The following is a 19,143-nucleotide window of genomic DNA, read 5'->3' on the forward strand; positions in this document are numbered from 1 at the left end:
TGAAGTTGCTTTTCATTTATATAAACGCTATATAATTAGATTTGTTTCGTACGTTTAATGAAATAAAGGTGATTTATAACAGTCTTTAATAATTATATTAATCTATTGATTATCTGATTCTTATTTAGTAAAAAACACTACAGATATTATTAATCCAAGGGAAAAATGCCTACCACTCTGGAGAGGGCAACAAGGGAGGAGTTTGATTTATAAGGTGGGAGTTTTACAATTTTATGCCTAATGTAATTTATATTTTCAATCGAAAAATTTTCAGCAGAAAAACCATAATTGTAAAAAAATGCGATGGTAGTTTTTAAAGTAGAACTTTTAACTCTTACAGTTTTTTTTGAATATCTGCTTGGATGAATATGAATAAAACGATTGTCGATTTGACCAAGCCTAATTGTCCAACTCGATCCATCTGATAAAATAATTTCTTTGTAGTCACTATCTTTTGACCTTACCCATTCTTTAAAATTATCAATGTTTAAATCAATTTCAGCAGTCATCCTACTGATTATCTGATTGGAAATGTTATTAGGATCTAGACTACCATAATAAAAATCGACATTGGTGTTACCTATATACTCTATGATTTCATGAATTTTTAAATGACTAAAATTATATAAGTCATTTGAAATCAGAGTTTCCTTTACATATCCCATATGATGCTTCCAACAATTAAAAGCAATTGGTTCGGGTAGGGTATGGTTTACTGAACTTCTCCCTATAAATGATTCATCCATTTGAAATTCGATAATTAATCAACTCAACTATGTTATCTACCTGTTCTGGGTGAAACCAAGTAATCTCTTTATCGCGAGCCCACCATGTTACCTGTCTTTTAGCGTAACGTCGTGAATTTCGTTTTATCAGTTCTATTGCATTTTCTAATGATATCTTGCCATCAAGGTAGTCAAAAATCTCTTTATAGCCAACAGTATTTAAGGCGTTTAAATGCTTAAAATCATATAAACTTTTAACCTCTGCAACCAAGCCATCTGCAAGCATATTATCAACCCGATTGTTGATACGTTGATATAGCTCCTCTCTGGGGCGATTCAGCCCAATTTTGATTAAAGTAAATGGACGAGTTTTATTAGTATTTGTTAAGAATGAAGAATAGGTTCTTCCTGTCTGCAAACATACTTCAAGAGCCTTCAAAATTCTCTGAGTATTACTTTGATCAACCTGATTATAATATTCTGGATCGATTTCTTTGAGTTGGTTTTTCAAACTGTCAATTCCCTCACTTTGAAGTCTTGCATACAGATCTCTCCTTAATTCGCTATCTGGTGAAGGGAAATCATCAATTCCCGTACAAACAGCATCAATGTACAAACCCGAACCACCAACAAGTAGGGCTGAGTTATGACTCTTATATAGGTTTTCTAAAAGATCAAGTACCTCAAGTTCAAATATTCCGCAACTATACCTATCAAGGATTGACTTATTACCTACAAAATAATGTGGTGCATTATTAAGAATAGTTTGATCGGGTGCTGCTGTTCCAATTCTCATCTCCTTATAAAACTGACGTGAATCTGCCGATAGAATTGGGGCATTGAATTGGTAAGAAAGCGTAACACTGAGATCGGTTTTACCAACTCCTGTTGGGCCAAGTAAAACTATAAGAAACTTTGACTCTGTTGGCATTTCTTTGATTTAGGTATCTCAGCTTCAAAGGCTGATTAATTGCCAATAATTAGCAAAGATATTTGACTGCAAGTAAACTAAATTATATATCAGTTCTAAGAATCATCACCATCAAATCCTTCTGAACCATAATCAGATTCTTGCGAATCAAACTCATTTAAGATATCATTGATAAAATTATCATCATTCACTGGATCTGTCGATATATTTTGAAATTCTGACTGCAAAGGAGGTTCACCAACCGACACTGAACAAATAGGATATTTCTTCTTACAATCAGGTGTGTAAATATCCATCAATTCAATAAAAAAAGAGTTTTCAGTTAAGATGTCATAAACATAGAGCAATCGTTCTTTCTTTTCCTTCATTACCTCTTTGATTTTGATCGAATCCATAGGAATAGCAGCTGGTCCCCCGTCATTCTCCATATCGATTAAAGTTAACTCTAACCCTTTATTCCAGTTCTCATCGGCAAGGAAGAATGATGCTAATTGAGATGAATCGTATTGAAGGTTATCCTGAATGATTTTATGAAGGTCTAAAAATGTTTGATTTGAGTCGACCTCATAATCCCGTAGGAAAACTCTTTCGTCGCCAGAAATCATTCTAAACTTATAGATCATATACGGTAATATTTGATTGCCTTATTTGAATATTTTACTATTTGCTGTATAAAACTGGAATTTATTAGTTAGAGTTTGCCCAAGAATTCTATAGTATCAATACCATCAGCAAACTCATCTAATTTTGGGTTTTGGCTTGTTCCAAAAGAGATAGCGCCTGGAATTAATTCACTATTTCCAACAATACATTGCAATTCATTACGATGATTATCGATATAAATCAGAACATCTTCAATTTTTTCATATTCTTGAAAATGAACAACTCCCACTGTTGAACCAATGGATTCATTCTGTTTCAAAAGCATAAAATCTGTATCGATGTGATCGATTAGGTTCATTAGATTCATCGTTTTCTGAAACTCATAATTATTCATATACTTGTTATGAGTATCGAGGTTTTGCCATGTCTTAAAAGCCTGTAACATTGAAAAAAAAGAATAACCCTTAGGAACCATTAATTTAGAAACATTCCTACAACCCAATCCAAAATACAGGAAAATATCATCGCTAAGATGAGTTAACTCATCATCAGTTTCCTTTCCTGTAATAACAGCAATGCTATTCCTATGTTTACGAATGATTGTAGGGTAATTTCGAAAATAGTAATCAAAATATCGCGATGAATTATCGCTACCAGTAGCAATCACCGCATCAAAGCCATGAAGGGTAACTTCAGAGAGTTCAATTAAATCTGAAAACTCTGGATTTATCTCACATAACATATTTATAACAGCTGCCATTAAATGCCCATCTTTTGACGAAATTTTTCCTAAAAAACGATGCCCAGTAAGTAATACACAAATTAAGTCGTGAAGACCCGCAAATGGAATGTTTCCGGCCATTATTACGACAACCTTTTTACTCTCTTTGGGTGTGAAATGGGCTCTAGGATATTTTGCTATTAATGTGTTTAAAGCGTCACGTTTTAACCACAAATTGGCAATAGAATCAATTGCGAAGTATACATTTTCAGAGGTAAACCAAGGGTTATGAATACTGGCTTCTTGAATAATTTTTTCAAATTTAGACTCACAATTCTGAATTGACTCAGAGAGCATTCTTTCACCAAGTGTAACAAAAGCATCTATTCGAGTTTCAATATTCATCAATCTTTTTTTACAAAAATACTAGAAAAGTTATAATTTGAAAGATAAAAGTTATTTGCGAAAAGTTAACTGCTACGCCATATTATATGACCAAACATTTATTCAAATAATAAAAATCGTATAAAAATAATCTTTTCAGAATATTACTATCAACTATTTATAGCTTTTTAGCTTATAGGTTGCTAAAGATCTGTTAACTTTGACTCGTAGGCTCAAAATTTAAAACTATGAGATTCGGTGCCCTTTTAAAAGAGAATATAAAAATTTCCTTAAACGCAATTCGATCAAATACTTTGCGTTCAATACTAACAATATTCATTATTGCACTTGGAATAATGGCCTTAGTGGGAATTTTAACCGCTATTGACTCTATTAGAGGGAGCATTAGTAGCGAGTTTTCAAGCATGGGGGCAAATACATTCAGTATAGCAAGTAGAGGAATGCGAGTGCATGTTGCCGGCAAACGCTATCGTACCTTAAACCATCCATATTTGAGCATGAGACAAGCTCAAGAGTTTAAGGATAGATTCCAATTCCCATCTATTGTTTCAATTTCTGTTAACGCATCGGGTACAAGCACAATTAAACAAAAATCAAAAAAGACCAATCCAAACATTTCTATTTACGGAATTGATGAGAATTATCTTACAACTGCTGGTCTGGAGATAAATACTGGACGTAATTTTTCATCACATGAGTTAGAAGCTGGAAGGGCTGTTGCCATTATTGGTTTTGAGGTTGCAAAAAAGATATTTGATAAAAACGAAGATCCACTTGATAAGTTTATAAGTGTAGGTGGAGGAAAATACAGAGTAGTTGGTGTGCTAAAAACAAAGGGAACGGGTTTTAATGGTGGACCAGATCGTTCTGTAATGCTTCCATATGGTAATGTTGCAACCTATTTCTCTCGGCCAAATATGGACTATACAATTAGCATAAAGCCTAACGATCCAAAATTTCTTGAATATGCTGTAAGCGAAGCAGAAGGAATATTTAGAATTGTTAGAAATTTAAAAGCCACTGATGAATCAGATTTTAACATTGAAAAAAGTGATAGTTTGGCTCAAATTCTTTTAGAGAACTTAGAAAATGTAACCTACGTTGCAACTCTAATTGGTATTATCACCTTGATAGGTGCGGCGGTTGGTTTAATGAATATTATGCTAGTGGCTGTTGCTGAGCGAACCCGCGAAATTGGCACTCGGAAAGCAATTGGTGCTAAATCTTCCACTATTAAGCAGCAATTCCTATTCGAAGCTATTGCCATTTGCCAGCTAGGTGGTATTTTAGGTGTAATTCTTGGAATACTAATCGGTAACATAATGTCAATGCTTACTGATAGTCCTTTTTTGATACCATGGAAATGGATTTTAGTAGGACTTAGTCTCTGTTTTGGTGTTGGATTAGCTTCAGGTTACATACCCGCAGTTAAAGCCTCTCGATTAGATCCTATTGAAGCATTACGTTACGAGTAAAGGATTGAGGTCAAATATTGCTAATAATTTGAAGACAGTGTATTTGTACTCTGAATCTATTTAATTTTAGTATTTGCTAAGTTTAAAAACAAATAACTGGCAAAATATAGAATTAAACTTTTAATTACTGCAAAGTTGAACGATTTGTCATCATTATCAATTACAAGGAGGCCCAGATTCGAAATCATATTTTTTTATTATCGTTTTATTTTAGTAAATTTTCTTATCTTTTATAGTTTTGTATCAATATTTATATAATTATCAACCTTTTAATTCGAATTTTGTATTAAACTCAATGTATAACAAAATAAGATTATTCAATTTAAATGAACAGATTTAAAAGAATTTCATACGGTTTCCTTTCTGCAAATTTAAGAGGTAGTTTAATATATGAAGATGTTAGAAAGGTTACTCTCATCAACCTATTTTCTATAATTGGTATCTTTTATTTGCTATTTTATAGTTTTAGGATGTTCAAATTACACGATTACAAACTTTCTTATGTTTATATATGCTGCATACTTATTATAGTATCAATGCAATTTTTTTTAAACCTCAGAAAAAAAATTGTTGCTGTTAGTCATGTACTAGTATTCGGTTTATACTGTCTTGAAGTTCTATTTCTTGTCCGCAATGGCTCAACAATGCTAAATATAAAAAGTCACTATATTTTTCCTGGAATCTACTGGTATTATGTCTTCCCACCTTTTAGCATTTTTCTATTAGGTCGCAAAATTGGATCGTTATATAATTTACTTTTAATTGGAACATCAATAATCTATTTTTCATTTAGTTGTTTTCAAAATGAGTATTATGATTTTGAATTTATAGTTAGGTTTCTATCCATATTTAGCGCAATATTCTTTTTCTCGTTCTTCTTTGAATCGGTTCGTGTCATAACTTCTGATGCTTATAGAACATCACAAAATAAAAATATCAAACTACTAAAACTTATCTCAGAGAAGAATAGTAATCTAAAGAAAAACAATAGTGAACTTTCGCAACTTACCGAAGAGATTAGCACTCAAATGGAATATTTGAAAGTATTAAATGTTGAATTGCAGGAACAAAATGAAAAGATCGCTAAGCAAAATATAAAGCTCGAAGTCCAAAGCGATGAGATTCTTCTTCAGCGTGATTTATTAATGCAATACAAACATAATATCGATGACAGTATACTATATGCTAGTTATATTCAAAACGCTCTTTTACACGGAGATGACTCTTTAAAAGAGAATTTCAGCGATTGTTTTATTCTTTACTTGCCCAGAAGTATAATAGGTGGTGATTTTTATTTTGTTCAGAAGATTGGTAATCATATAATAATTGCTGCTGCGGATTGTACCGGACATGGGATACCAGGAGCATTACTTAGCATGCTGGGAATTGCATTGTTATCCGAAATTGTAAACCGCCATGATATTGATAGTACTAGCACAATATTAAACGATATGCGCAGAGAGGTGATCTCTGCATTAAGTAGAAAAGACAATATATATGATGCAAAGGATGGGATGGATATTGCATTATGCAAAATTAATCTTAAAACCCTAGAGTTACAGTTTTCAGGAGCATATAATCCCGCATTTATAGTAAGAGGGAGTGAACTCATTCACCTCAAAGGGGATAAGATACTTGTTGGTAAATCAATTAATGAAAATCGAACTTTCACCCAAAAGAACTTCCAACTTCAAAAGAATGATTGTTTATACCTATTTTCCGATGGATTTTCAGATCAATTCGGGGGTTCAACAAAGAAAAAATACCTGATGAGAAATTTTCAGGAACTTTTAATAAAAATAGCACCTGAGGGTATGTCTAGTCAAAAGGACGTCCTGTTAAAGACATTTGAAAATTGGAAAGGTGTTAACGATCAAACTGATGATGTTATGATCCTTGGTGTTAGGATATAAAAAACCCCGGAAAATTCCGGGGTTTTCTATTATACTAGAAAAGTTTGTTTATCAAATCGACTACACGACAGGAATATCCCCATTCGTTATCATACCACGAAAGTATTTTAACCATATTACCATTTACCATTGTGCTTTGAGCATCAAAGATAGAAGAATGGGTATTGTGTATTATATCTACTGAAACAATTGGATCCTCGGTATACTCTAATATACCTTTCATCGAACCTTCAGCAGCTTTTTTCATAGCAGCATTAATCTCCTCCTTAGTAGCCTCTTTCTTCAGTATAGCCACAAAGTCAACCAATGAACCTGTTGGCGTTGGAACGCGAACTGCAAGCCCATCAATTTTACCTTTTAGGGCAGGAATAATTTTACCTACTGCCTTTGCGGCACCAGTTGTTGTTGGAATCTGTGAAACAGCGCATGAACGTGCACGACGTAAATCGCTATGAGGTGCATCAAGAATTTGCTGATCATTTGTGTATGAGTGAATTGTAGTCATAAATCCACGCTCCACACCAAAAGTATCCTGTAATACCTTTACAACAGGGGCAAGACAATTTGTTGTGCAACTTGCATTGGAAATGCATCTATCCTCAGGTTTTAAATCGGCATCGTTAACTCCAAGAACAATCATACGATCGATCTCATCCTTCGATGGCACGGTAAGAATTACCTTCTTAGCTCCGTTCTTTAAGTGATCACCGTATCCGCCCTTTTCGCTTTCGCGTTTGGTAAAGACTCCTGTTGACTCAATCACAACATCCGGGGTTTCATTCCACTTGATATTGATCGGTGATTTATCAGCATGTACACGGTATTTGATTCCGTTAACGATAAGATTTTCTGCATCAAATTCAACCTTCCCGTCAAAGCGTCCTTGAGTTGAATCGTACTTTAAAAGGTGTGCTAATGTTTTGGTATCTGTTAGGTCGTTAATACCCACTACAACAAGTTCAGGTCTCTCAAGCGCAATCTTGAAAACGTTACGTCCTATGCGACCAAATCCGTTAATAGCTACTTTTATTTTTGCCATAGCTAAAGTTTTAATGATTAATGTAACTGTTTTATATTCTCTCCAAAGGTAAATAAAAAAGGTGATCCATAAAATTTAACAATCCAGTTTGTTAACTTTTTTAATGCAATCGATTGATTTAGAAAAAAATGAAATTTAATGAGGAATTTAATCAACAAATATTCTGAAATAATCATAAAAAGGCTTACAAATTCACAAATGAAATAACAAATCCTTAAAATCATCAAATGAGTTAATGTTTGTAAAACATTTTTTGGTTGTAGGGTTTTCGGGAATTTCGTAGAAATTAGTTTTTGAAATTAGAAATAAATCGGTTACTGGTCGCCCATTGGTCGAACTCACCATTGATTCTATTTGTCCTACTAATGATTTTGAGTACAAAGCAAAAAGGGGTTCTTCATAAGTGCCAATTAATGGAACAAGGATGTCTGGCTGACTTTTAAGAAATTCGGTTGTCATATCCGCTGCAAGTTCTAAATCCGCAAATGGCATATCGCAAGAAACAACAAAGATTGCAGGATCTATTGAGTTTACTAATGCGCTGTGTATTCCGCCAAGAGGTCCTATTCCAATGATGATATCAGGGTAAACCACTATATTGTCAATATCAAAGTCGACAATCTCATTAGATATAATAATTGTATTGCTATAGACAGGGCTTAAAGTTTGGTGTATTCTCTGAATAAAAGTAATTCCATCGATCTCAAGTAGAGCTTTATTCCTACCGCCTATTCTTGAGGCCTTGCCTCCAGCAAGTATTGCTAGCGTGATATGTGGAAATATGGGCATTTGTATTCGTTTACAGTTGATATTTTGCCCTTTGAAATTTGCCTTTAGAACGACAATTCACCCTTACCTTCTCTTACTATTTCAGGCTCATCGGATGTACAGTCGACGACTGTAGACGGGGTATTATCGCCATAGCCGCCATCAATAACAATATCAACCAAATTCTGATACCGTTCATGAATTAACTCAGGATCAGTTGTATACTCTACAACATCATCATCGTCCTTAATTGAAGTGGTTAGAATTGGATTACCCAACTCTCTTACAATCTCAATTGGTATGTTATTACTGGGAATTCTAATGCCTACAGTTTTTCTCTTGCTGATAAAGTAGTCAGGAACTTTGTTTAATCCGGGAAGAATAAACGTAAAAGGCCCTGGGAGATTTTTTTTCATCAACTTAAAGGTAGGATTATCAACCTTTGCAAAATCAGCAATGTGCCCAAGGTCAGAACAGATGAAAGAAAAGTGGGCTTCTTTGGCTTTTAAACCTTTAAGTCTGATTATCTTTTCAACAGCCTTTTGATTAGTAATATCGCATCCTAAACCATAAACCGTATCAGTGGGGTAAATAATAATTCCCCCATTACGCAAAACCCCAACCACACGGGATATTTCACGCGGGTTAGGGTTCTGTGGGTAAATTTTTATTAGCATCCGTTTTGAAAAATGGTAATAACTGCAAGTTTTGGATTTTACTAACTCGTTAGGTTATTAACCATTTACCTTTTTATAGTCCTCAAGGAATTTTTTTAAACCAATATCGGTAAGCGGGTGGTTGAGTAAACCTAAGATTGCACTCAAGGGGCAGGTTGATACATCAGCACCTGCTTCAAGGCACTGAATAATGTGCATTGTATGACGAATTGAGGCTGCAAGAACTTTAGTTTCGTACTCGTAATAGTTGTAAACATTAACAATCTGGCGAATAAGTTCAACTCCATCGGTAGAAACGTCGTCCAAACGACCAATAAATGGGGAAACATAGGTTGCTCCTGCTTTTGCAGCAAGCAAAGCTTGTCCAACTGAGAAAACTAAAGTACAGTTGGTACGAATGCCATGATCGCTGAAATATTTAATGGCCTTAATTCCATCCTTTGTAATTGGTACCTTAACAACAATCTGAGGATGTAATGCTGCTAACTCTTTTCCTTCACGAATCATTCCCTCATAGTCAAGAGCAATTACTTCGGCGCTTACATCTCCCTTTACGATATTACAAATATCTACGTAATGCTTTTTAATATTTGCTTCTCCTTTAATATTCTCTTTGGCCATTAAAGATGGGTTAGTTGTAACTCCATCGAGAACTCCTAGATCATTAGCTTCTCTAATTTGATCAAGATTTGCTGTGTCAATAAAAAATTTCATGATATATTTGATTTATGATTATTCATTTAGGCTGGGCAAAGTTAACTCAATTTTTAGAACTATGCGAACTCGCTTTGGGGGGATTATTAACAATATATAACGTTAACAATTTGCATTTTCGATATATTTTGTGTTATATTGCAACGTTTTTTTTCTATTTTAACCTTAAGATTAATCTTTTACATCATGAAAAACCTCAATACAATCATAACTGGAACGGGTTGTTATATACCCGAAGTAAAAGTTTTGAATTTGCATTTCAGTAGGACCAAATTCTATGAAAAAGATGAAACATCTATAGGTGGGGGGCATGAGGTTGTCGAGAAATTCAGAGATATTACTGGGATTAGAGAGCGTCGTTGGGTTAAGAAAGATCAAACTGCATCGGATATTGCTACTATTGCTGCAGAAAGAGCTATAGAGGATGCTGGGATAGATCGTGAAACGATTGATCAAATTATTGTTGCTCAGAACTTTGGAGATGTTATAAAAGATACGATTCAAACTGATACACTACCAAGTATCGCATCAAGGGTTAAACATAATTTAGATATAGCAAGTCCATCATGTATACCGTATGATATTATTTTTGGTTGTCCTGGATGGGTACAAGGAGTAATCCAAGCGGATAGTTACATTAAATCGGGGCTTGCAAAACGGTGTCTTGTAATTGGTGCGGATGCTCTTTCACGTGTAGTAGACAAATACGATAGGGATTCGATGATTTTCTCAGATGGTGCAGGTGCTACAATAATTGAGGGAGTGGAATCGGAGGAGAAGGCAGGAATACTTTCGTCTGCAATGGTTTCACACTCAAAAGAAGAGGCGTACTACCTATATCTTGGTAAATCGAATGCTCCAGAAAGTGATCCCAAAATACGATATATTAAAATGCTTGGTCGTAAAATATACGAGTATTCGCTTTTAAATGTTCCTTTGGCTATGAAAGCAGCCTTAGATAAATCAGGAATTCCTATTGAGCAAGTTAAAAAGATATTAATTCATCAGGCAAATGAGAAGATGGATGAGGCAATAATCCAGCGCTTCTATAAACTATATCAAATTCGTGAAATCCCCGATAAGATAATGCCAATGAATATTCACGAACTAGGAAACAGCTCAGTAGCTACCGTACCTACACTTTATGATATGATTCTTAAGGGTCAATTACCTGAACATAAAATAAATAAGAGGGATATCCTAATTTTCGCATCGGTTGGTGCCGGTATGAGTATTAACGCATTTGTTTATAAATTTTGAAAAAGCACTTGAGGCACATAACCTTTTAGACTACCTAATAAAGAACCCCGCACTGATTCATAGAATCTAGACGGGGTTCTAAATTTTTTAACAACTAGATTATTACTTTTTGATAGACCAACCTGTTTTTAAGCCAACTACAAAGTAAACAAGCCCAACGCTTCCTAAAGCGAAGATAGTATCACCAATAACTCTCAACCAACGTAAAGTTATCATCGAAGGTTGTTGCATAAACTCCATTGAACGTGCATACCATATTCCATGGTCAACTGATGCAATAGTTTGTTTGACGCCAACAGGTAAGATGCTTATTGTAACCATTAATATCAAACCTATTTGGAAGCACCAGAATGAATACTTTAAGATTTTATCGTTCCACTCCTCATTTATTGTCATACCTCTTAAAGAGAAAAGCATCAATCCAATACCTAACATTCCATAAACACCGAATAGAGCAGTATGTGCGTGAACAGGTGTTAAATTCAACCCTTGCATGTAATACAAAGCAAGTGGAGGATTAATTAAGAAACCAAATACTCCTGCTCCTACTAAGTTCCAAAACGCAACAGCGATGAAACTGTAGATTGCCCATTTATACTTAAGCATCCATGGAGTTGTTTTGGTTAACTTATAGTTGTGCCAAGCCTCAAATCCCATAAGCACAAGAGGAACAACTTCCAATGCGCTAAACGAAGCACCTAAAGCAATTATAGACATTGGCACACCTGCAAAGTAAAGATGGTGGAATGTTCCAATAATACCGCCTAATAGATAGATAATTGTTGCAAATAGAGAACCTATAGTTGCCCTCTTGATGTTTAATAACCCAAGTTTTACTAAAACAAAAGCGATAACTGTAGTTGCAAACACCTCGAAAAATCCCTCAACCCAAAGATGAACAACCCACCATCTCCAATATTCTGCCACCGATAAGTGGGTTTGACGACCAATCATTAAAGCGGCTCCATAAAAAGCAGCAATGGCAATTGATGAAATCGTAAAGAGAATCAGCAAGTTCCTATTTTCTGATTTAACTTTTAGTACAGGAAGTAAGGCACGAATCATTAAGAATAACCAAATAAGTAAACCCCCAAATAAGAGAACCTGCCAAAACTTACCTAAATCGATATATTCGTAACCCGAGTGACCAAAGTAGAAGTTTTGTACCAAACCCAATTTCTGCATAATACCTAGCCATTCACCAGCCATAGAGCCTAGAACAACTATCAACAATGCGCCAAATAAAACATTAACACCTAGCCGTTGATATTTAGGTTCAACTCCAGATACTGCAGGGGCAATAAATAGACCTGTTGCCAACCAAGCAGTGGCAATCCAGAAAATAGCGAGTTGAACATGCCATGTTCGAGAAATAGTATAAGGAAGTATTGTATCTAAATTCAATCCGTAAAAACTATTTCCCTCAACGCCAAAATGGGCAGTAACAATACCTGTTATTACCTGAAGTAGGATTAACCCAGCAACAATCCAGAAGTATTTCAGGGTTGCTTTCATCGAGGGCGTTGCTTGTAAATTGATGAGAGGATCATTCTCGGGGTATTTTTCTACACCCGTTTCATTATCTTGATTTTTCGCATAGTAAAAACCTAGCAAACCAATCCCTAGCAAAAGCATAACAATACTAAACATTGTCCAAAAGAGGTGTTTTCCAGTTGGGTGATTACCAACTAAGTCATCACCAGGCCAATTACTTGTGTAAGTTATATCCTTACCCGGTCGTTCAGTTACGCAAGCCCAAGAAGTCCAAAAGAAGAATGCATTCATCTTTTGCATACTTTCATCATTCTTAATGGTATTTTCAGGAATTGCATATGCCAACCTTTCCTTAACTAACTCTTTCCCATTGGTGAAAAGTTTTTTGTAGTACTCAGCATTCGATTTAATTGCCAAAGCACGCAAATCTGAAACCACTAGAGTTTTTGTAGCCTCATCATATCTATTGGCTCTCAAATCTTTTTGAAGAACTGCTTTTAGATAAGCTTGTCGTTCAGGGTTCACCTTATCATAGGTAGATGAATCATACTTATTTGCAAGCTCATTCAGCATAAAAACTGCTTCGCGATGAAGCCAATCGGCAGACCAATCGGGGGCTACATATGAGCCATGTCCCCATACAGTTCCAACTTCCTGACCTCCAATGGACTGCCAAACGCTTTGTCCATCTTTGATTTCTTGTGATGTAAAAATCTGCTCACCACTTTGGCTAACTACCCGCTCAGGGATAGGCGGTTTCTGAAGGTATATCTCATATCCAAAAATACCCAGAACCGAAAAACATACCACCATAACTGCAATAAATGCAATCCATAGTTTTCTTGTGTTCATATTTATTGGTATTAGTTAAACAATTATTTACTTGAATAATAATAAAATGTATTCGAAATTCTTATAACATCTATATTACTTGTAGTTTTTGATATACTAAAACGACTTAATTACGAGAACTCGAAAAGGTTTTTCGCTTATATTTTTCATCCCTCTCTGCTTATCTTTCTCAATATAAATTGATGTGTCTTTCTCTACTATTATCTCCTCTCCTTCAAAGAATATTTTGCCTTGACCTTCAAGGATGAAAAAAATGACATCGAATGGATTGGAATGAGGGGCTATCTCTTCATTTGGTTTCAATGTTAAATGAACCAACTCAACCTTACTGTTTGTGAACATCTTCCGCCCATCAAGATTGAAAGGAACTTTTTCTGCGGTTTCAAGTGTTGTTATTTTCATAGATTGTTAGGTTATAGAGTTATTGGGTTATTCAGTTATTTAATTCTGACTTCCTACTTCGGCTTCTGTCTTCCGACTTCTTTTTTTGATAAACCACATTATTGCACCGGTTATCGTAATAAAAATCATTGCGATTCCGGCTAGGGGTACTATAAGTATATAGAAAATGCTAATTAAAGGTGAATATATTCGGCATGTATGAATCTCCTGTGCTAAGTTCCATAAGGGAAATGAGAATGAATCCTTAATTATCCTTGGCATTTCTAAATGATTACTACCCGATGATTGGATTACCCCTTTATCATAATCAAAGAAATATTCCTGATTCTCAATTTTTGCATACCCAGCAATGGCTGAACTCCCGAAAGGGGAAGAAAGTCCTGCTTTAGGAATAACAGGTTCTTTGGTAAAATAGTTGCTCACAGTCCCAGTAAAAGGATTCCAACGAAATGCCCCACTGAAACTTCCAATAAGATAATCGCCATTATCAATCACCTCGAAAACATTAATCCCCATAACACTTATTGGAGGTTCAGAGTTAAATGTCATTAAACTTGATGAGAAACAATCTTTGCTATAATAAATTCCATCGGAGGTGGCAACTAAAAACAGTTTCCTACCATGATCGTATTTGATATCCCTAAGCTTATCGTGCCAGTAAACATTATTAATATTTCTAGATACATACTGATTTACATGACCATTAACTACCATCAGCAGGAAAGGTGGCCTTAGAAAGATCCCTGTAAAACTTACGATGAGTAATAGTAGGGAAGCGTAAATTCCAATTTTCAAATGCCAATTATACGAGAACTTGGTTACCCGTTTCATCCTACTTAACCTCCGTTTTGCCTTAACCCTTTTAATGATTTTTGGGAAGAAAAAGAAAATTAAGCCAGTGATGCAAAGAAAGATCATGGTTAAGCCTACCAAATCGACGAGTAAGCGACCAAAAACACCCAGTAGTTCTCCGCTATGAATAATCCAAAATAATCTAAAAACAGTGATGCTGGGTTTGCTCCCGATTGGAGGTATTAATTCGATTTTACAGAATGATAGTTCTTTATTGTCAATATTTCCAACATACAAATGATCCCTTGTTAGTAGATAAAGTGTAGAATCTACAACCTCAAGTCCTGTTACAAATTGGTCATCTTTAGGTAATGAACAAATCTTCCACTGATTTGATCCCTTTGAATATTCGAATAATCCGAATCGAGTTGCTGCAAAAAAATCTCCTTTTGCTGATTTAGCAAAATCGAATATTTTCCTCCTATCAGATCCTTTTGGAAAACCTTCCATAAAAGGTTTCCATGAAGTAAAAGTTTTATTTGTTAGCCAAATACCAGCACCACCGTATATGAATACTGAATCACCCCCAACCTGTTGTCCCCCTTTTGCTGACGCTAAATTCCAGTTCTGTAGCTTATAATTTTTGGGTAACCATTTGCGATTAATATCGACACTACTAATTAGGTTTCGATGATTCATCAGTATCCCTGAAAAGGCAAATAGAATGAAGAATATAGTAAATACTAATGCTAACCACTTATGGTATTTCTGTAAGGTTTTGTAAAAACTACTCATTGAGGGTTATTAGTTATGGTGTTATTAGCATTTGGCTCATTAACTAATTGTCAAATTTTTAAATTGATGGCTCTTTAATCATCGTTAAAAGCATTTTGAATCTTTCAGTAGCAAAAACTGCATGTGTTATATTCGCAGGCATAATGATTGATTCGCCAGATTCAAGATCGTGTGGCTCGCCACCGATAGTAATTCTTGACTTGCCCTCAAGTACTTGAACCATTGCATCGAATGGTGCAGTGTGCTCGCTTAAGCCTTCGCCTTTATCAAAAGCAAATACAGAGATGTTGCCCGTTGGGCGTTTTAGCACATTCTTGCTTACTATTCCACCGCTTGCATACTCAACCTCGTTGGTAAAGCGGAATTGTTTACCTTTTGGAAATTCATTTGTGTTCATGGTTTTATAAATATTTAACTCCGAAAGGGTTTTGAACCCTTTCAGAGTTGGTTTAAATAACTACCCTACTAAAAGTTTAATATCTTCGTCAACAGTGGTAATACCTACGATACCAAAATTATCGACAAGCACCTTTGCCACATTGGGAGATAGGAACGCAGGAAGAGTTGGGCCTAGATGAATATTCTTAACACCCAAATAAAGCAATGCAAGTAGAACAATTACTGCTTTTTGCTCATACCAAGCAATATTATAGGCAATTGGTAATTCGTTGATATCGTTTAGCTGGAAAACCTCCTTCAACTTAAGAGCAATTACTGCTAATGAGTAGGAGTCGTTGCACTGACCAGCATCTAATATTCTTGGAATACCATTGATATCACCCAGTTGAAGTTTATTATATCGATATTTGGCACAACCTGCAGTAAGTATCACCGTATCTTTTGGTAGCTTCTGAGCAAAACCGGTATAATACTCACGACCCTTCATACGACCATCGCAACCAGCCATTACAATAAACTTACGAATTGCACCGCTCTTAACGGCCTCTACAATCTTATCGGCTAAAGCCAAAACCTGTGCATGAGCAAATCCACCAACAATTTCACCTTTCTCAATTTCAATTGGTGCTTTGCATTTTTTTGCCAGTTCGATTATCTCCGAAAAGTTTTTTTGCTTGCCAGCAATACGTTCTGGAATATGCTTGCTACCAGGGTAACCCGCTGCGCCAGTTGTGAAAACACGATCCTTATAGGTTGCAGTTGAACTTGGTGGTACGATACAGTTTGTTGTGAAAAGAATTGGACCATTAAAACTTTCGAATTCCTCTTTCTGACGCCACCAGCTGCTTCCATAATTTCCTACAAAATGCTTATACTTTTTAAATGCTGGATAGTAGTTTGCAGGTAGCATCTCGCTATGAGTGTACACATCAACCCCAGTACCATCGGTTTGAGCAAGCAGTTCTTCCATATCCTTTAGGTCGTGACCACTGATAAGAATTCCTGGCTTTGTACCAACACCAATATTCACCTTGGTTATCTCGGGATTACCATATGATGTAGTGTTCGCCTTATCAAGCAAAGCCATTGCAGTAACACCAAACTTACCAGTTTCCATTACTAGGTTGATATTATCCTGAACAGAAAGATTATCATCCGTGAGTTTTACCAAAATTTCTTGTATAAACTTACTACATGATTCATCCTCGAATCCAAGATTGTTTGCATGGAGAAGATATGCTGCTAGTCCTTTTAAACCATAAAGTGTAAGTGCTCTTAGCGAACGAATATCCTCGTTTGGTGCATCAATTCTACTATCGATTGTAGTCGCTTTAGCAATTATTTTATCCTCACTCAATTCACTCCACACGAAGAGATCTAAAGGTTTTACCTCAACTTTCACACCTGCCTTCTGAAGTTTATCCTTTAAGGATTCACGAAGGGCAATCGTTTCTTTGATTTTCTCTACAAAAACATCTTTCGAAAAATTGGCATTGGTAATGGTGGTAAATAATCCTTCGGTTATGAAATGATCGACATTTCCATTATTGACACCATTCCTTTTAGCCTCTAAAGAGTAATACGAAAGGCCTTTAAGTAAATGAACGAATAAATCTTGGAGGTGTATAACATCATCGGTAATACCGCATACACCCTTTGAACCAGTACAGCCTGTTCCTTTGGCTGCTTCTTGACATTGATAACAAAACATACTCATTTTTTTAGTTGATTATTGTTAGTTTTTAGTTGATATTTGTTTTATATAAAACATTAATATTCTCATAGTTAATAAAGGCGTTATTATATTATTAGTGGATTAAACCCAAGCACTTTCAAGAATATTACCTTGAATTCCCACCGTGGTAACCTTAATTGGTACTTTACGGGTTGCTTTATCGGCAGCCATTTTGGCAAGTTGAACCAATCCTCCGCAGCATGGAACCTCCATACGCATAATGGTTAGCGTATCTATTCCACCCTCTTCAATAAGTGCAGTAATCTTCTCAACGTATGATTCCTTATTCGAATCGAGCTTTGGGCATGCAATTGCAAGGGTTTTACCCTTTAGGTATTCACTATGGAAGCCACCGAGTGAGAATGCTACGCAATCGGCAGCAAGTAAAAGGTTTGAGCCTTTAAAATGAGGAGCATGAGGGTTAATCAAGTGCATTTGGATTGGCCAATGTGATAGTTCAGATTGTGCCGATACCATTGTATTACCTTTTCCTTCCTTCTCGAAAGTTCTTTCTGCTGAACCGGGGCAACCGCAAGGGCTACCATGTTCGTGTCCATGATTTGGCATAGCTGTAAATATTTGTTTTTGTGGTTGTTGACTTTTCATTGCGCTAGGATTGTGGCTATGAACTGCTTGAATTACCTCATCTACATTAAAATTGATTTTATCGCGATTTGCAAGCATCCATTCAACACCTTGACGCATGTACTCTTTCTGAGCGTGATCCTTTAAATGTTTCAGGTGAGCAATTACTGTATTCTTACCATTCTCCACCATTTTCGAAAGGGTTAAAACCTCATCATAAGCAGCAGCTTCACGAGTTTCAATTGTGATTGCACCCTCGGGGCATTCGCCAATGCAAGCACCAAGGCCATCGCACATTAGCTCACTGATCATTACCGCTTTATTATCTACAATTTGCAAAGCACCTTCATGGCATCCAGTAACGCAAAGTCCACATCCTGTACACTTGTCACGATCGATTTTAATAATGTCTCTTTTCATATTTTAGTTGTTGAGTTATCAGTTATTGAGTTATTAAACTATTAGTACTCGTCTGAAATCTGATGTTTAAAATCTGACATCTGATTTACGATACAAACATAGGGTAACGCAATGCGATAGAATGTAACATATGTTACAATAAAGGATTATTTTTCAAAAATGTTTAACTAGGAAATGTTTAGTGACAAAATCTGTCATCCTTTTTAATTAACAATGCGAATTAAGGGTTGAAAAAAAGGCACATAAATGCAACGGCTAGCCTACCAAATACATGAACCAGCAAGCCGTTTGTCGATCGAACTTTAGACGCTCTTTGAATGCCAGTTTTCTCCTCAAGCCAGTTGAAGAAAGACTCAATGGGCTGCCTTACCCTAGATACGGCTTTAGAGAATAGGTCAGCAGCAGCCTTGTCGAAGTATTTTATGGGTTCAGACTGAC

18 protein-coding genes are annotated in these 19,143 nt (G+C 35.6%); 3 read left to right on the top strand and 15 right to left on the bottom strand.

The annotated features are described in order from the left end of the window. Positions 1-149 precede the first annotated feature (149 nt). The 4 genes from HOO91_10110 to HOO91_10125 form a co-directional block, all read right to left on the bottom strand. Complete coding sequence (locus HOO91_10110; protein NOU17896.1) at positions 150-746, bottom strand: hypothetical protein; 597 nt, start codon at positions 744-746, stop codon at positions 150-152. Continuing rightward, positions 739-1,656 carry a tRNA (adenosine(37)-N6)-dimethylallyltransferase MiaA gene (miaA, locus tag HOO91_10115; GenBank protein ID NOU17897.1) on the bottom strand — a complete coding sequence of 306 codons (918 nt, stop codon included), beginning with the start codon at positions 1,654-1,656 and terminating at the stop codon, positions 739-741. The genes HOO91_10110 and miaA overlap by 8 nt, the downstream gene beginning before the upstream one ends. Before the next feature lie 95 nt (positions 1,657-1,751). Further along, positions 1,752-2,279, bottom strand: a complete 528-nt coding sequence (locus tag HOO91_10120; protein NOU17898.1) for a hypothetical protein — start codon at positions 2,277-2,279, stop codon at positions 1,752-1,754. Positions 2,280-2,347: 68 nt separating this feature from the next. Continuing rightward, positions 2,348-3,385, bottom strand: a complete 1,038-nt coding sequence (locus HOO91_10125) for an acyl-CoA reductase (protein ID NOU17899.1) — start codon at positions 3,383-3,385, stop codon at positions 2,348-2,350. A gap of 227 nt (positions 3,386-3,612) precedes the next feature. On the opposite strand from HOO91_10125, the gene HOO91_10130 reads away from it, so the two are divergent. After that, entirely contained in the window at positions 3,613-4,860 is a 1,248-nt protein-coding gene (locus HOO91_10130) for an FtsX-like permease family protein (GenBank protein NOU17900.1), read from the top strand. Positions 4,861-5,186: 326 nt separating this feature from the next. Beyond that, complete coding sequence (locus HOO91_10135) at positions 5,187-6,773, top strand: SpoIIE family protein phosphatase (GenBank protein ID NOU17901.1); 1,587 nt, start codon at positions 5,187-5,189, stop codon at positions 6,771-6,773. 34 nt (positions 6,774-6,807) lie between these two features. Here HOO91_10135 and gap read toward each other — a convergent pair whose 3' ends face one another. From gap to fsa, 4 genes are all read right to left on the bottom strand, one after another. After that, positions 6,808-7,812 (bottom strand): type I glyceraldehyde-3-phosphate dehydrogenase, encoded by a 1,005-nt coding sequence (gap, locus tag HOO91_10140; protein NOU17902.1) that lies wholly within the window; start codon positions 7,810-7,812, stop codon positions 6,808-6,810. Between the two features lie 192 nt (positions 7,813-8,004). Further along, positions 8,005-8,601 (bottom strand): molybdenum cofactor guanylyltransferase, encoded by a 597-nt coding sequence (locus HOO91_10145; GenBank protein ID NOU17903.1) that lies wholly within the window; start codon positions 8,599-8,601, stop codon positions 8,005-8,007. 44 nt (positions 8,602-8,645) lie between these two features. Next, entirely contained in the window at positions 8,646-9,257 is a 612-nt protein-coding gene (locus tag HOO91_10150) for a threonylcarbamoyl-AMP synthase (GenBank protein ID NOU17904.1), read from the bottom strand. Positions 9,258-9,314: 57 nt separating this feature from the next. Further along, a complete protein-coding gene (fsa, locus tag HOO91_10155) occupies positions 9,315-9,971 on the bottom strand; it encodes a fructose-6-phosphate aldolase (protein ID NOU17905.1) in 657 nt (218 codons plus the stop codon). Between the two features lie 186 nt (positions 9,972-10,157). On the opposite strand from fsa, the gene HOO91_10160 reads away from it, so the two are divergent. Then, positions 10,158-11,231, top strand: a complete 1,074-nt coding sequence (locus HOO91_10160; protein ID NOU17906.1) for a ketoacyl-ACP synthase III — start codon at positions 10,158-10,160, stop codon at positions 11,229-11,231. A gap of 102 nt (positions 11,232-11,333) precedes the next feature. On the opposite strand, the gene HOO91_10165 is transcribed toward HOO91_10160, so the two are convergent. The 7 genes from HOO91_10165 to HOO91_10195 form a co-directional block, all read right to left on the bottom strand. Then, complete coding sequence (locus HOO91_10165) at positions 11,334-13,577, bottom strand: nitric-oxide reductase large subunit (GenBank protein ID NOU17907.1); 2,244 nt, start codon at positions 13,575-13,577, stop codon at positions 11,334-11,336. A 96-nt stretch (positions 13,578-13,673) separates the two neighbouring features. Continuing rightward, a complete protein-coding gene (locus HOO91_10170) occupies positions 13,674-13,979 on the bottom strand; it encodes a cupin domain-containing protein (GenBank protein ID NOU17908.1) in 306 nt (101 codons plus the stop codon). 39 nt (positions 13,980-14,018) lie between these two features. After that, positions 14,019-15,566, bottom strand: coding sequence for a PepSY domain-containing protein (locus HOO91_10175; GenBank protein ID NOU17909.1), 1,548 nt, complete (start codon positions 15,564-15,566; stop codon positions 14,019-14,021). 58 nt (positions 15,567-15,624) lie between these two features. Then, complete coding sequence (locus tag HOO91_10180; protein NOU17910.1) at positions 15,625-15,963, bottom strand: cupin domain-containing protein; 339 nt, start codon at positions 15,961-15,963, stop codon at positions 15,625-15,627. Between the two features lie 60 nt (positions 15,964-16,023). Beyond that, positions 16,024-17,682 (bottom strand): hydroxylamine reductase, encoded by a 1,659-nt coding sequence (gene hcp / locus HOO91_10185; protein NOU17911.1) that lies wholly within the window; start codon positions 17,680-17,682, stop codon positions 16,024-16,026. 99 nt (positions 17,683-17,781) lie between these two features. After that, positions 17,782-18,705, bottom strand: a complete 924-nt coding sequence (locus tag HOO91_10190; protein NOU17912.1) for a 4Fe-4S dicluster domain-containing protein — start codon at positions 18,703-18,705, stop codon at positions 17,782-17,784. Between the two features lie 220 nt (positions 18,706-18,925). Beyond that, positions 18,926-19,143 (bottom strand): transposase (locus HOO91_10195; GenBank protein NOU17913.1); only part of this gene is annotated, 218 nt, incomplete at its 5' end.

Source organism: Bacteroidales bacterium (assembly GCA_013141385.1).
Taxonomy (GTDB): domain Bacteria; phylum Bacteroidota; class Bacteroidia; order Bacteroidales; family Tenuifilaceae; genus UBA8529.

Coding starts and splice junctions, on each gene's coding strand:
- HOO91_10120 (NOU17898.1), bottom strand. CDS start 2,279: ATGATCTATAAGTTTAGAATGATTTCTGGCGACGAAAGAGTTTTCCTA.
- HOO91_10135 (NOU17901.1), top strand. CDS start 5,187: ATGAACAGATTTAAAAGAATTTCATACGGTTTCCTTTCTGCAAATTTA.
- HOO91_10150 (NOU17904.1), bottom strand. CDS start 9,257: ATGCTAATAAAAATTTACCCACAGAACCCTAACCCGCGTGAAATATCC.
- HOO91_10180 (NOU17910.1), bottom strand. CDS start 15,963: ATGAACACAAATGAATTTCCAAAAGGTAAACAATTCCGCTTTACCAAC.
- HOO91_10110 (NOU17896.1), bottom strand. CDS start 746: ATGGATGAATCATTTATAGGGAGAAGTTCAGTAAACCATACCCTACCC.
- HOO91_10145 (NOU17903.1), bottom strand. CDS start 8,601: ATGCCCATATTTCCACATATCACGCTAGCAATACTTGCTGGAGGCAAG.
- HOO91_10125 (NOU17899.1), bottom strand. CDS start 3,385: ATGAATATTGAAACTCGAATAGATGCTTTTGTTACACTTGGTGAAAGA.
- HOO91_10190 (NOU17912.1), bottom strand. CDS start 18,705: ATGAAAAGAGACATTATTAAAATCGATCGTGACAAGTGTACAGGATGT.
- hcp (NOU17911.1), bottom strand. CDS start 17,682: ATGAGTATGTTTTGTTATCAATGTCAAGAAGCAGCCAAAGGAACAGGC.
- miaA (NOU17897.1), bottom strand. CDS start 1,656: ATGCCAACAGAGTCAAAGTTTCTTATAGTTTTACTTGGCCCAACAGGA.
- HOO91_10160 (NOU17906.1), top strand. CDS start 10,158: ATGAAAAACCTCAATACAATCATAACTGGAACGGGTTGTTATATACCC.
- HOO91_10130 (NOU17900.1), top strand. CDS start 3,613: ATGAGATTCGGTGCCCTTTTAAAAGAGAATATAAAAATTTCCTTAAAC.
- gap (NOU17902.1), bottom strand. CDS start 7,812: ATGGCAAAAATAAAAGTAGCTATTAACGGATTTGGTCGCATAGGACGT.
- HOO91_10165 (NOU17907.1), bottom strand. CDS start 13,577: ATGAACACAAGAAAACTATGGATTGCATTTATTGCAGTTATGGTGGTA.
- HOO91_10170 (NOU17908.1), bottom strand. CDS start 13,979: ATGAAAATAACAACACTTGAAACCGCAGAAAAAGTTCCTTTCAATCTT.
- HOO91_10175 (NOU17909.1), bottom strand. CDS start 15,566: ATGAGTAGTTTTTACAAAACCTTACAGAAATACCATAAGTGGTTAGCA.
- fsa (NOU17905.1), bottom strand. CDS start 9,971: ATGAAATTTTTTATTGACACAGCAAATCTTGATCAAATTAGAGAAGCT.